Source organism: Stenotrophomonas sp. YJH_SMC_69 (assembly GCF_059370495.1).
This window is the reverse complement of the sequence record NZ_JCAFTS010000010.1, coordinates 1-13866: the sequence shown is the minus strand read 5'-3', so window position 1 is coordinate 13866 and position 13866 is coordinate 1. Positions and strand designations below refer to the sequence as shown.

General features: G+C 68.0%; 12 protein-coding genes. 8 read left to right on the top strand and 4 right to left on the bottom strand.

Annotated elements, in window-relative coordinates; genetic code table 11:
- The first annotated feature begins 4 nt into the window (after nucleotides 1–4).
- Nucleotides 5–3385: an ATP-binding protein gene (locus AC5P8F_RS16305; protein WP_032960149.1), complete on the top strand. Its 3381-nt coding sequence runs from the start codon at nucleotides 5–7 to the stop codon at nucleotides 3383–3385.
- 154 nt (nucleotides 3386–3539) lie between these two features.
- On the opposite strand, the gene AC5P8F_RS16300 is transcribed toward AC5P8F_RS16305, so the two are convergent.
- Entirely contained in the window at nucleotides 3540–4319 is a 780-nt protein-coding gene (locus AC5P8F_RS16300; protein WP_032960169.1) for a sulfite exporter TauE/SafE family protein, read from the bottom strand.
- Nucleotides 4320–4421: 102 nt separating this feature from the next.
- On the opposite strand from AC5P8F_RS16300, the gene AC5P8F_RS16295 reads away from it, so the two are divergent.
- Nucleotides 4422–4814 (top strand): YchJ family protein, encoded by a 393-nt coding sequence (locus tag AC5P8F_RS16295; protein WP_111205918.1) that lies wholly within the window; start codon nucleotides 4422–4424, stop codon nucleotides 4812–4814.
- A 3-nt stretch (nucleotides 4815–4817) separates the two neighbouring features.
- On the opposite strand, the gene AC5P8F_RS16290 is transcribed toward AC5P8F_RS16295, so the two are convergent.
- Nucleotides 4818–6098: a GGDEF domain-containing protein gene (locus AC5P8F_RS16290; protein ID WP_495228583.1), complete on the bottom strand. Its 1281-nt coding sequence runs from the start codon at nucleotides 6096–6098 to the stop codon at nucleotides 4818–4820.
- A 151-nt stretch (nucleotides 6099–6249) separates the two neighbouring features.
- Between AC5P8F_RS16290 and egtB the strand changes: the two genes are divergently transcribed.
- The 6 genes from egtB (at nucleotide 6250) to AC5P8F_RS16260 (ending at nucleotide 12190) form a co-directional block, all read left to right on the top strand.
- On the top strand, nucleotides 6250–7521 hold the full coding sequence (gene egtB / locus AC5P8F_RS16285; RefSeq protein ID WP_049405565.1) for an ergothioneine biosynthesis protein EgtB: 1272 nt from the start codon (nucleotides 6250–6252) through the stop codon (nucleotides 7519–7521).
- Entirely contained in the window at nucleotides 7518–8492 is a 975-nt protein-coding gene (egtD, locus tag AC5P8F_RS16280; RefSeq protein WP_241887652.1) for an L-histidine N(alpha)-methyltransferase, read from the top strand. The genes egtB and egtD overlap by 4 nt, the downstream gene beginning before the upstream one ends.
- 84 nt (nucleotides 8493–8576) lie before the next feature.
- On the top strand, nucleotides 8577–9824 hold the full coding sequence (locus AC5P8F_RS16275) for a lytic murein transglycosylase (RefSeq protein ID WP_329768333.1): 1248 nt from the start codon (nucleotides 8577–8579) through the stop codon (nucleotides 9822–9824).
- A gap of 61 nt (nucleotides 9825–9885) precedes the next feature.
- Nucleotides 9886–10776 (top strand): D-hexose-6-phosphate mutarotase, encoded by an 891-nt coding sequence (locus AC5P8F_RS16270; protein ID WP_329768332.1) that lies wholly within the window; start codon nucleotides 9886–9888, stop codon nucleotides 10774–10776.
- A gap of 26 nt (nucleotides 10777–10802) precedes the next feature.
- Nucleotides 10803–11573: a GYF domain-containing protein gene (locus AC5P8F_RS16265; protein ID WP_032960164.1), complete on the top strand. Its 771-nt coding sequence runs from the start codon at nucleotides 10803–10805 to the stop codon at nucleotides 11571–11573.
- Between the two features lie 71 nt (nucleotides 11574–11644).
- Nucleotides 11645–12190, top strand: a complete 546-nt coding sequence (locus AC5P8F_RS16260) for a DUF2628 domain-containing protein (protein ID WP_329768331.1) — start codon at nucleotides 11645–11647, stop codon at nucleotides 12188–12190.
- 23 nt (nucleotides 12191–12213) lie between these two features.
- On the opposite strand, the gene AC5P8F_RS16255 is transcribed toward AC5P8F_RS16260, so the two are convergent.
- Nucleotides 12214–13401: a benzoate/H(+) symporter BenE family transporter gene (locus AC5P8F_RS16255; protein ID WP_197606874.1), complete on the bottom strand. Its 1188-nt coding sequence runs from the start codon at nucleotides 13399–13401 to the stop codon at nucleotides 12214–12216.
- A 163-nt stretch (nucleotides 13402–13564) separates the two neighbouring features.
- Nucleotides 13565–13866: hypothetical protein (locus AC5P8F_RS16250; RefSeq protein WP_495228580.1), on the bottom strand; the 302-nt coding region annotated here is incomplete at its 5' end.

Here is a 13866-nt window from a genome sequence, read left to right as displayed (position 1 = left end):
TCGCATGGCTATCTCCAAGCACACTCCCGCCCTGTTCAACGAAGGCCTGCCGGACCCGCGCCTGCAGCAGTTCCGCATGCGTCGCCTGCAGGTACACAACTGGGGCACGTTCAACGGACTGACCGAAGTACCGATCGCCGAGCGTGGCTTCCTGTTCGTCGGCCGTTCCGGCTCGGGCAAGTCGACCCTGCTCGATGCCATGTCCGCGCTGCTGACGCCGCCGGCCATCGTCGATTTCAACGCCGCCGCGCGTGAAGCCGAGCGCAGTGGCCGCGACCGCAACCTGGTGTCCTACGTGCGTGGCGCGTGGGCCGACCAGCAGGACAGCGGCACTGGCGAAATCGCCACCCAGTACCTTCGCAAGGGCGCGACCTGGACTGCGCTGGTGCTGGAGTACCGCGCCGGCGATGGCCGCGTGGTCAGCCTCGTGCGCCTGCTGTGGATCTCCGGTAACGGAACCTCGGCCGGTGACGTGCGCAAGCACTACATGATCGCCGAGCGTCCGTTCGACATCGCCAAGGATCTTGGCGGCTTCGACCTGGACCTGCGCAAGCTCAAGCAGAAGCTGTCCGACCTGCACCACTTCGACACCTTCTCCGGCTACGCCGAGCGCTTCCGCGACCTGCTCGGCATCGACAACGAGATGGCGCTGCGCCTGCTGCACAAGACGCAGTCGGCGAAGAACCTGGGCGACCTCAACGTCTTCCTGCGCGACTTCATGCTCGACACGCCGAAGACCTTCGACGCCGCCGAGCGCCTGGTCAGCGACTTCGCCGAACTCGATGGCGCGCACCAGGCCGTGGTCACCGCCCGCCGCCAGGTGGAGACCCTGCTGCCGGCACGCGCCTACTACAACGACCTGAAGGAAATGCACCGCCGGCGCGGCGACGACGAAGCCCTCAAGCTTGGCGTCGACAGCTTCCGTGAAAGCCGCCGCCAGGCGCTGATCGAGGCGCGCCTGCGCGAGATGGACGTGCGTGACCGTGGCCTGCTCGGGGAAGAAGCCCAGCGCCGTGCCGCACTGGACAACCACACCGAGCGCCTGGCCGAACTGGAACTGCAGCGTCGCCAGCAGGGCGGTGAGCGCATCGAGGAACTGGAACGCGAGCAGGGCCGCGCCGAAGCCGAGCGTGACCGCCGCCAAGCCAAGCGCGAGCAGGCAAGCCTGGCCGCGCAGCAGCTGGGGGCTGAACTTCCGGACGACGCACACGGCTTCGCCGAGCTGGTCGAGCGTGCGCAGAACGAACTGCAGGACCGCCAGCGTGCCTCCTCGGCGCTGGACGATGCGATCAGCGATCGCCTGGGTGGCAAGCGCGATGACGAGCGCCGTTTCGGCGAAGTCCGTGCGGAACTCGAAGCGATGCAGCGCACGCCCTCCAACATCCCGGCGCCGATGCAGAAGCTGCGCGCGCGCCTGGCCGAGGAAACCGGCATTGCCGAGGCGGCGCTGCCGTTCGTCGGCGAGCTGATCCAGGTCCGCTCGGAAGAGCAGGGCTGGCAGGGTGCCATCGAGCGTGTGCTGGGTGGCTTCGCGCTGTCGCTGCTGGTCGATGACAAGCACTACAACGACGTCGCCGAGTGGGTGAATCGCACTCACCTGGGCATGCGCTTCACCTACTACCGTGTGCGCCGCAACGATGATGCGTTCGCGCGCGAGCCGTCGGCGAAGTCGCTGCTGCACAAGCTGGAGCTGCGCGAGCACGTGTTCGAAAGCTGGCTGCGCCGTGAGCTCGGCAAGCGCTTCGACTACGAGTGCGTGGATGCCAAGCAGCTGCGCAACGTCGACCGCGGCATCACCCGAGAAGGCCAGGTCAAGCATCCCGGCGACCGCTTCGAGAAGGACGACCGCAGTGCGGTGGGCGACCGCCGTCGCTGGATCCTCGGCTTCAACAACCACGACAAGGTGGGCGCCTTCGAGCGCGAAGCCCAGGAACTGGCCAAGCGCATCGCCAGCTGCGAGACCGACATCGCGCGCCTGCGTGGGCAGCGTGACCGCGACAACGAACGTCGCCTGGCCTGCCACGAGCTGGTCAGCATCAGCTGGAACGAGATCGACATCGCCGCCCCGCAGCAGCGCCTGACCGATATCGAGGCCACCCTGCGCGACCTGCGCGAAGGCAATGCCGACCTGGCCAAGCTGGCCAAGCAGATCGACGCCGTGCGCGCCGACATCGAGCAGGCCCGCCGCACCTATGAAGACGTCCGCGTCGAGCGCGGGCAGCTGGTCAAGGAACGCGATCGCCTCGACCGCGCTCGCCAGCAGAGCCGTGCGCTGGTGCTGCCGAGCCTTGCCCAGGAGCAGGAAGCCGGGCTCGCCGAGCGCCTGCAGGAGCAGGGCCCGCTCAGCCTGGAAACGCTGGAGGCGCACATGCGCCAGGTCAGCAACGCGCTGAACGAGCAGCTGTCGACCTCGCAGCAGGACCTCAACCGCATCGAGAACCAGCTGATCGGTTGCTTCCGTCGCTTCATCCAGCAGTGGCCGGAGGAATCGGGCGACTTCACCGTATCGGTGGCCTCGGCCGAGGATTTCCTTGCCCGCCTCGAGCGCCTGGAGCGCGACGGCCTGCCGCAGCACGAAGAGCGCTTCTTCGATCTGCTGCAGAACCAGAGCAAGAACAACCTGCTGGCCCTGCAGCGCCACAGCGCCGAGGCCCGCAAGTCGATCGGCCAGCGCCTGGACGAAGTGAACGCCAGCCTGGAGCAGGTGCCGTTCAACCGTGGCACGCTGCTGACCATCGAACTGAGCGACCGCCGCCTGCCGGAAGTCGGCGAGTTCCACCTGCAGCTGCGCGAGGTGCTGGCGCAGCAGCAGACCGAGCAGCGCGAGCTGGCCGAATCGCAGTTCACCGTGCTGCGCCAGCTGGTCAACCGCCTGGGTTCGCAGGAAGGCGAGGACAAGCGCTGGCGCGAGCTGGTGCTGGACGTACGCATGCACGTGGAGTTCATCGGCGTCGAGCTGGATGCGGAAACGCGCCAGCAGGTCGAGATCTACCGTAGTGGCGCGGGCAAGTCCGGTGGCCAGCGCCAGAAACTGGCCACCACCTGCCTGGCTGCGGCACTGCGCTACCAGCTCGGCGGCGCCGACAGCCAGCTGCCCAGCTACGCCGCCGTCGTGCTCGACGAAGCCTTCGACAAGGCCGACAACGAGTTCACCGCGCTGGCGATGAACATCTTCGACAACTTCGGTTTCCAGATGGTGGTCGCCACTCCGCTGAAGTCGGTGATGACGCTGGAGCCGTTCATCGGTGGCGCCTGCTTCGTCGAGATCAGCGGCCGCCACGACTCCGGCGTGCTGCTGATCGAGTACGACGAAGAAGGCAAGCGCCTGAAGCTGCCCGAGCGCAGCCGCCAGCAGGCCAACGAACCGGAAGAAGCCGAAGCCTGACCCGGTCGATTGAATGGGGATGCCGGCCAGCGGCCGGCATTACCCATGGGCGGGGTTCACGACCCGATCGGATGGGGATGCCGGCCAGCGGCCGGCACTACCCATGGGCAGCGTTCATGACCCGGTAGTGCCGGCCGCTGGCCGGCAACCGCATTCACGCACCGCGGAAGGTATCCCACGCCATCCGCGCGATCAGTACCACCACCAGCCCCACGAACAACTTGCGGATGAACGGCGTGCCGCCCTTCAACGCCAGGCGCGTGCCCACCACCGAGCCGATGATGTTGGCCGCCGCCATCGGCAGCGCGAACAGCCACAGGATGTTGCCGGTCGGTACGAAGAACGAGATTGCCGCCACATTGGTCGCCAGGTTCACCACCTTCGACGCCGCTGACGCACGCAGGAAATCCAGGCCGAAGAAGCGCACGAACAGGAAGATCAGGAAGCTGCCGGTGCCCGGCCCGAAGAAGCCGTCGTAGAAGCCGATCGCCGCACCGATCGCCAGCGCGATCGCCAGTTCGCGGCGGCCGATCTCCTGCGGCCGGTGCAACGCGCCGAAGTCCTTCTTCCACAACGTGTAGGCCAGCATCGCGATCAGCAGCACCAGCACCAGTGGGCGGACCGCATCCTTGGGCAGCAGGCTCACCGCGGTGGCCCCGGCGAAGGAGAAGATGAAGGCGGTACCGGCCGCGAACAGTACCGGCTTCCACGGGAAGCGCACGTTGCGCGCATAGCGCCAGGCGGCCGCACCGGTACCGAACATCGAACTGAACTTGTTGGTACCGAACAGCATCGCCGGCGTCTGCTGCGGCAGCACCGTGAACAGGCCGGGCAGCTGCACCAGGCCACCGCCACCGACGGCGGCATCCACAAGGCCGGCGATGAAGGCGATCACCACCAGCCACCACAACTCAGGGGGAACCAGTTCCAGCACGGCGATCAATCAAGGAGGGGGCGCGACAGCATACGCCTGTCCTGCTCCGGGCGACTGCGGCCCCGCGTGGATCAATCCCGGCAACCCGGCGACAATGCCGGCATGAGCCGAAAACCCACCGATCCCTGCCCCTGTGGCCTTCCCGCCGACTATGCTGCCTGCTGTGGCCGTTTCCATGCCGGTGAAGCCGCGCCTGATGCAGAGCACCTGATGCGTTCGCGCTACAGCGCCTATGTGCGTGGCCTGGCTGACTACCTGCGCCAGTCCTGGCATCCGGACACGCGTCCGGCCGAGCTGTCGCTGGACGATGCCCCCGGCCAGCGCACCCATTGGCTGGGCCTGACCGTGCACGAGCACACCATCACTGGTGCTGACAGCGCCGAAGTCCGCTTCACCGCGCGCTACCGCATCGGCGGCGGCAGCGCGGTGAGGATGACCGAGCACAGCCGCTTCCAACGCATCGACGGCCGCTGGTACTACCTCGACGCGGTCTGAGCACTACGCGCCGTGCGCTGCCAGAACGCGCTGGCCGCCGTGCGCGCGCACCTGGTTGCGGCCCCCGTCCTTGGCCACATACAGGGCCTGGTCGGCGGCCTTGACCACGGCCATCGGCCGCGGATCCACGCGGCTGTCGGCCAGCCCGATGCTCACCGTCACCTGTACCACCTGGCCGCTGCCACCGCGTCCGCGCCGCTGGCGGCCGGCTTCGTGGTCACGGCTGCGGGTGCTGCGGTCGCGAAGCTGCATGCGGGTGTCCTCGATGCTCTGCCGCAATGCTTCCACGGCATCGACACAGGCTGCCGCCGGCCGGTCCAGGAACACCACCGCGAACTCCTCGCCGCCATAGCGGAACGCACGGCCACCGTCGCCCACCCGCGCCAGCCGCGACGCCACCAGGCGCAGCACATCGTCGCCGGTGTCGTGACCATGGGTGTCGTTGAATGACTTGAAGTGGTCAACGTCCACCATCGCGATGCTGTAGGTACCGCGTGCCCGCTGCAGGGTCTCGTTGAACGCCCGTCGCCCCGGCAGGCCGGTCAGCTCATCGCGGAAGGCCATGTGGAAGGATTCCTGCAGCATCGCGCCCAGCATCAGCAGCAGGGCGGCACTGCTCAGCGCCGGCAGCAGCACCGGCTGCAGGAAGATCCGCGGCAGCATCCACCACAGGCACAGAAGGGCCAGCAGCATTGCCGTGTGCAGTGGCCGCGGATGCCGCCAGGCCTGCCAGCCCAGCGCTGCGGTCGCCAGCAGGAACAGCAGCGCCGGCAACTGCGCCAACGCGTTCCAGTTGGCGGGAATCCAGGCCCAGTGACGGTTCGACAGCAGATCGTGCATCCCCCGCGGCTGCTGTGCCGCCAGCAGCAGGAAGACCAGCAGCGCCGCGCCGCACACTACGCTGCGCAGCAGCAGGTCCTGGCGTCGGCGTCCGCGTTCCGGCCATCGTGCCAGTCCGGCGAACAGCAGCGGCACCCACGCCGAGATCGCGTGGAAGCGCAGCGGGGTCAAGGCGTCGACATGGCCGCTGCGCAGGTAGCCACCGACGTCCCGGTGCAGCAGGGCGAATACCACCGCCACCACCAGCAGCAGGCACAACGTGCGCATCTGGTGGTAGAGCAGGGCCAGGCCTGCACCGAGACAGGCCAGCAGCCAGGGCAGGATGCGCTGCGCCGGGCTGGCGACATCCTCGGTGCCCAGCGCCATCCACAGCACCAGGACGACCAGCACGGCGGGCAGCACGAACAGGTAATGCGCAGGCTGGCGGAGCGGATGCAGGGGCACGCGGTAAGTCCAGTGCGGTGACGATGCGGCCGCAACATTGCCGTTAGCGGCGTCCCCACGCACTTCTTGAATGCGCGTGCCCGCTGTCATGTGAACGTGGTGATGTGGTGCCATGACGTTGCGCTCACCGTCCTGCGCCGATGCTTTCGGCATGGACAGCGTACCCACCGCCGTCGCTGCCCCGCAGCGCGATCTCGCCCGCCGCTTTGCACAGGTGCGGGCGCGCAGCCTGCAGCTGGCCGCGCCGCTCAGTGCCGAGGACGCCATGCTGCAGAGCATGGCCGACGCCAGTCCCAGCAAGTGGCACCTGGCCCATACCACCTGGTTTTTCGAACGCTTCGTGCTGGCCGGTTTCGCCACCACGCCCGCGCATGACCCGGCCTGGGACTATCTGTTCAACAGCTATTACAAGAGCATCGGCCCGGCGCATGCGCGGCCGCAACGCGGTCTGCTGTCGCGGCCCTCGCTGCAGCAGGTGCGCGACTACCGGCAACAGGTCGACATGCAGGTGCAGTCACGGCTGGCAGCCGGTGACCTCGACGCGCAGGCGCTGCACCACCTGCAGTTGGGTCTGCAGCACGAACAACAGCACCAGGAACTGCTGTTGACCGACATCAAGCATGCGTTCTGGTGCAATCCACTGCAGCCACCGTATCGCGACGACCTGCGGCCCGTTGCCAGCACCGCCGCGACGCAGGGCTGGATCGAATCGCCCGAACGCATCGTCACCGTCGGTGCCGCGGCATGGCCCCGGCACGCCGCCTTTGCCTACGACAACGAATCGCCGCAGCACCGCGTGCTGCTGCCCGCGCATGCCCTGGCCGAGCGTCCCGTCAGCAATGCCGAGTACCGCACCTTCATCGAGGCAGGGGGGTACCGCGAACCGCGCTGGTGGCTCAGCGAAGGCTGGGCGCTGCGAGAAGCCGAAGGCTGGCAGCACCCCCTGTACTGGGATGATGCCCTGCAGCGCGAGTACACCCTGGGTGGTTGGCGCGAGCTGGATCCGCATGCGCCGGTCTGCCACCTCAGTTACTACGAGGCCGATGCCTGCGCCCGCTGGGCCGGTGCGCGCCTGCCCAGCGAGTTCGAGTGGGAAGCGGCCGCCGCGTCGCAGCCCCTGCGCGGTCATTTCGCCGATGACGATCACCTGCACCCGCAGGCAGCCGGGGGCAGTGGGCTGCGGCAGCTGTTCGGTGATGTCTGGGAATGGACCGCCAGCGCCTATGGTGCCTACCCGGGCTTCCGCTCTTTTGACGGCAACCTCGGCGAATACAACGGCAAGTTCATGTGCGGGCAATGGGTGCTGCGCGGCGGCAGCTGTGCCACGCCCCGTGGCCATGTGCGCGCCAGCTACCGCAATTTCTTCATGCCGCCGGCGCGCTGGCAGTTCTCCGGACTGCGCCTGGCCAGGGACCTCATATGAGCACGGTGCATGACGCGCTGCAGGCGCTGACCGACCTGACCCCCAGCCGCCAGCAGATCCTGGCCGATGCGCTGGCCGGTCTGTCATGCGCATCGCGGCAGCTGCCTTCCAAGTACTTCTACGATGCCCGCGGCTCGCGTCTGTTTGAACAGATCACCCAGACCCGCGAGTACTACCCCACGCGCACCGAGCTGGCGCTGCTGGCGCGGGTGCTGCCCGATATCGCGCGCGTGGTCGGACCGCGCCTGCATGTGGTCGAGCTGGGCAGCGGCAGTGGCCGCAAGACCGCGTTGCTGCTGGCCGCGCTGCAGGATCCGGTGGCCTATACGCCGATCGAGATCTCGCGGGCCGCACTGCTGTCCAGCATCGACCACCTGGCGCCGGCGCTGCCCGAGGTCGAGATGCTGCCGGTCTGCGCGGACTTCACCCGCGCCGTCGCCGTGCCCATGCCCGAACGCGAACCCGCGCGACGGCTGCTGTTCTTCCCCGGTTCCACATTGGGCAATTTCGCCGAAGCAGAGGCCGTCGCCCTGCTGCGGGCGATGCGTCAGACGATGGGCCGCGACGGCCTGGCACTGATCGGCATCGACCTGCACAAGGACACGGCGCTGATCGAAGCGGCCTACAACGATGCGCAGGGCGTCACTGCGGCATTCACCCTCAATCTGCTGGCCCGCCTCAACCGCGAGATCGGAAGCGATTTCGATCTCGATGGATTCCGCCACCGCGCCCGTTACAGCACCGCGCGGCTGCGCATCGAAACCGACCTGGTCAGCCAGTGGCCGCAGGACGTCCACCTCGGTGGCCGCACCTTCCACTTTGCTGCCGGTGAACCCATCCGCGTCGAGTACAGCCACAAGTACACCGATGACAGCTTCGACGCGCTGTTGCAGCAGGCGGGCCTGCAGGTCGCACAGCGTTGGGATGCCGAAAGGCCCGCCTATGGCCTGCGCCTGCTGCGCGTTGCCTAGGGGGGACGGCCAGCCGGTGCCCCTTCAGGTTCGGCCGCACTGCTGCCCCTAAGATGGCCATGCAACGGCAACACGGAGGACGCCATGCCCATTCTGACCACGCTCGGCCTGGCAGCCGCCCTCGCGTCGACCCCGACGCTGCCTGCGGCTCCCGCCGCCAGCAACGATCCGGCGTTCAGCCGCTGCCTGGCGGGCTTGCAGGCCACCGCCGCAACCCAGGGCATCGGCGCCGACCGTTTCAACGAGATCACCACCGGACTCACGCCGGACCCGAGCGTGCTCGGACTGCTGGACGCACAGCCGGAATTCACCACGCCGATCTGGGATTACCTGGCCGCGCTGGTCGACCGCCAGCGCGTCGATGATGGCCGCACCCTGCTGCAGCAACATCGCGATCTGCTCGATCGCGTCTCCGCGCAGTATGGCGTCGACCCGGCCACCATCGTCGCGGTCTGGGGGGTGGAGAGCGACTATGGCCGCGTCTTCGGCAAGCGCCCGCTGCTGCAGTCGCTGGCCACGCTGTCCTGCGCCGGCCGCCGCCAGGCCTTCTTCCGTGGCGAACTGCTGGCACTGCTCAAGCTGATCGACCGCGGCGACCTGCAGGCCCAGGGGCTCACCGGTTCCTGGGCCGGCGCCTTCGGGCATACGCAGTTCATGCCCAGCACCTACGCACGTATCGCGGTCGATGGTGATGGCGATGGCCGCCGCGATCTGGTCGGCAGCATTCCCGACGCGCTGGCGTCCACCGCCAACTACCTCAAGCGTGCGGGTTGGCGCAGTGGCGAACCGTGGGGCATGGAGGTCCGTGTTCCCCCCGGCTTCAATGCCAGCCAGGCGGGCCGCACCCAACGTCGAGCCCTCGCCGATTGGCGCGTGCAGGGCGTGACCGCGCTGGATGGCAGCGGGCTGGTGCCGCCCAATCTGCCGGCCGACGCGCGCGCCGCCCTGCTGCTGCCGGCCGGCATCAAGGGCCCGGCGCTGCTGGTGTTCCGCAACTACGATGCGATCTACAGCTACAACGCCGCCGAAAGCTATGCACTGGCCATCGCCACGCTGGCCGACCAGCTGCGTGGCGGCACCGGCCTGGCCACCGCCTGGCCGACCGATGATCCCGGCATCGGCCGCGATGAACGCCGCCAGCTGCAGACCCTGCTGCTGGCCCGCGGCCACGACATCGGCAGCGCGGACGGCATGATCGGCACCGCCACGCGCCGCGCGATCCAGGCCGAGCAGCAGCGCCTGGGCTGGGCCAATGCGGATGGGCGCGCCGGCCAGCGCATCCTGCGCGCGTTGCAGCAGGAGGCAGCCGCAGGGACGCCTGCCACCCGCTAGACCTTGCCGATCACAGGCTGGCCGCGACATCATCGCCGCGGTCTTCAAGGAGCGTCATAGCATGCAGTCGAACCCGGACATCAGCACCGGCCTGTACCACGGGCTCGAGGCCTGGCAGATACGCACGCCCAGCGCCACCGCGGCCATCAGCGTGTTCGGTGGACAGCTGCTGTCGTTCATCCCGGAGGGGCAGCCGGACCTGCTGTGGCTGTCGCCGAAACGGGCCGGGCTGCCCACGCCGATCCGGGGTGGCGTTCCAGTGTGCTGGCCGTGGTTCGGTCGCCAGGGCCAGAGTGATGACGTGCCGGCACACGGCCTGGTACGCACCGCGCGCTGGGAGCTGCTGCAGGCCCGCCAGGACGATGACGGTGAACTGGAGCTGCAGCTGGCGCCCCTGTCGATTGCCGAGTGTGGCCTGCGCCTGCAGATGCAGCTGCGCATCGGTCGCCAGCTGCGCCAGCAGTTGACCACCGAGAACACCGGCCCGTCCCCGGTGGCTTTCACACAGGCCCTGCACAGCTACTTCCGGGTGGGCGATGCCCGTCGTGTCGAGGTTGATGGCCTCGATGGCCTGCACTATCTGGACAAGTACGAGGATTACACGCAGCTGCGCCGGCAGCAGGGGCCCTGGTCGCTGCGTGACCCGCGCGATCCGGGGCGCAGCGACCGCATCTATACCGGTGCCGGTGGCCACTACGTGCTTCGCGATCCCGTCCTGCAGCGGCGGATCGAGATCCGCAGCGAAGGCAGCCAGACCCTGGTGGCGTGGAATCCGGGCGCGGAGGCGGCGGCGAAGATGGCCGATGTCGGCGACGGTTGGCACGATTACGTGTGCCTGGAAGTAGCCAATGCCGGGCCGGAGCAGATTGCCCTTGCACCCGGCGCGCGCCACCAGCTGGTGCAGGTACTGGCCAGTGAACCGCTGCAGGCCGTGGCGGGGTGTTCGGAGTAACCATGGGATCGACAGGAATGGATGGCATGCAGGACGCACAGTGGTGGTACGCCAACAGCAAGCAGAGCGAAGGGCCGGTGGACCTGGCCGGGCTGCGCCGTCTGCAGCAGGACGGCACGGTAACCGCCCGTACGCTGATGTGGCGGGAAGGAATGGCATCGTGGCGGCCGCTGGCCGAGCTGGATCCTTCGGTGGCGCCGATGGATCCGACCCCGCCGTCGATTGAACCGGCGCAGGCCGTCAGCGCCAGCGGCGCATCGACCGCTGATCCGTCCGACCCCTATCGTGCGCCGGCAGCTTCGCCGGTGGCCGCGACCGCGCCGCAGCTGGAAGGCGACATCGCCTTGTACGCCGCCGTGGTCGGCGGCAACTTCCCGATCTATCGACAGCGCTGGCGGCTCGACCAGGGCATTGCCGACGGCAACGGCACCTGGCACTGGCCGGCGTTCCTGATCGGCGTGATCTGGATGGTGTACCGCAGGATGTACCGGCTGGCAGCGATCTGGGCCGGCGTGCTGGTGTTCTTCAGCATCGCCGAGGCGTTGCTGGGCGTTCCGGAAGGCGTGTCGACGGTCATCACCCTCGTCATCAACATCACCGCCGCGGTGTATGCCAACCGCTGGTACCTGGCGCATTGCCAGCGTGAGATTGCCCGCGCGCGCGCGTTGGTGGGAGATGACGAGGCGCGCCTGCGCAGCGAGCTGGCCAGACGGGGTGACACCAATGCACTGGCGGCGGCGGTGGTGGCCATCGCCGTCGTTGCGGTGATGCTGGTGGGGCAGGCGCTGGCAGGCTGAGGCCGGGAAGGCTTCAGATCCAGCGGTGGCTGCCGCTACCGCGGGATCGTCCTGGGCAAGGAATCGCCGACATGAATCATCTGGATACTCCGCCGGTTTCCCCGGCGGATGACAATCCCTATCTTGCGCCTGCCACAGAGGTGGACGACGCGCCCGCTCCGTCCGACGCGGACTACCTGAACCTCCTCGTCGGCCCCAACGCGGCGCTCTATCGCCAGCGCTGGCACCTGGGCAGCCCGGTGCCGAAGCCGCCGCGACCGTGGCACTGGCCCGCCTTCCTGGTGCCGACGTACTGGCTGCTGCACCGGAAGATGTACCTGGCAGCCATCCTCTTCGAGCTGGTCCTGATCGGCATCGCGCTGCTGGCGGCCCGCGCCAACCCGCTGCTCACGGTGGCGTTGCTGGCGGTGCCTCGGTTCGCCATCGCGGTGACCGCCAATACCCTGTACCTGCGCTACTGCGCGCGACTGCTGGGCAAAGTGAAGGCTGCCCACGCCGGGCAGCACAACCGCATCCGTGCCGAACTGCAGCGTCGTGGCGGCACCAGCGTGTGGGCGGTGGTGATCGGCATGGCGGCCAACGCGGTGATCAATACCGTCGCCCGCATGGCGGCCTGATCATGCCGGCCTGATAGGGTTGCTCAGGCCGTTGTCCGTGCCCGCAACACCAGCAGGCACAGCGCACCGGCCAGCAGTCCCCAGAACGCCGAGCCGATCCCGGCCAGGGAAACTCCGGAGGCGGTAACAAGGAAGGTGACCAGCGCCGCCTCGCGGTCGCGCTCCACCGCCAATGCACTGGCCAGGCTGTTGCCGATGGTGCCGAACAGCGCGATACCGGCCACGCAGGCCACCAGCTCCCTGGGGAAGGCCGCGAACAGTGCGGCCACCGTGGCGCCGAACAGCCCGATGACAATGTAGAAGGCGCCGGCCGCCATCGCTGCGGTGTAGCGGCGTGCCGGATCCTCGTGCGCATCGCGGCCCATGCAGATGGCGGCGGTGATCGCCGCCAGGTTCAGTGCATACGCACCGAACGGCGCCAGCAGCGTATTGATTACACCGATCCAGCCGATCAACGGCGACACCGGGGCGTCGTAGCCGGACGCGCGCATCACCGCCACACCGGGAATGTTCTGCGAGGCCATGGTGACCACGAACAGGGGCAGGGCAATGCCGGCCACGGCGGTCCACGACAGCGAGGGCGTCACCCACTGCGGGATCGCCAGTTGCAGATGCACCTGCTGGGCGTGCAGCAGGCCACGGCTCGCGGCGACGGCGATGCCGACCAGCAACGTGGCGATCACCGCATAGCGCGGGAACAGCCGGCGCCCGGCCAGCCAGGTGGCGAACATTGCCAGCGCGAGCACCAGCTGGGTGTTCATGGCGACGAACACATCCAGCCCGAAGCGCAGCAGCACACCGGCCAGCATGCCGGCGGCCAGCGCCATCGGTACCCGTTGCATCAGTCGCGCGAAGACCCCCGAGAAACCCGCAAGCAGGCCCAGCACGGCGGCCAGCAGGAATGCGCCCGTGGCCTCGGAGAGCGAAGCACCGCCGGCACCCACCACCAGCATCGCTGCACCCGGGGTCGACCACGCTGTCACCACCGGCACCCGATAGCGCAGCGACAGGCCAATGCAGGTCACGCCCATGCCCAGCCCCAGCGCCCACATCCAGGAGGCGATCTGCGCCTGGTCGGCACCGACGGCCTGTGCCGCCTGGAACACGATCACGGCCGAGCTGGCGAAGCCCACCAGTACCGTAATGAAGCCAGCGACGATTGCCGGCATCGAAAGATCGCGCCACCACGCGCGCCGCACCTGCATGCTCATTGTCCTGTCTCCACTGTGCATCCCTGCATTGATAAGGGTTGCGGCGTTGACCGCGCAACGCGCGGGCAACGCCGCAGTGATCTTCGAGCGTACGTCATGCGTGATGGCGCGGTGCTTCTGTCATCACGCTGCAAAAAAAGCCTTGACGAAATCCGCAGGATCTCTAGAATTCGCTCCCTTGCTGCAGCGCATCGCTTCCCCGGAAACGACACGCGAACAGCGACGCCACCACCGACGAACGAGTTGATCGAACGAAGGTGTTGACGGACTCGAAAAGTCCGGCATAATAGGCGGCTCGCAACGACGAAAGGCCCTCGGGCCCAAGACGAAGCAGCATCGGCAACAACGTCCACTCCGGTGAGACGGCCTTGAAAAAAGGTGTTGACGAAGCGGAAAAGCCGGCTATAATGGGCGGCTCGCTACGAAGGAAACTTCGCAGCACACGGGAACGGCGCTGAGGCCACT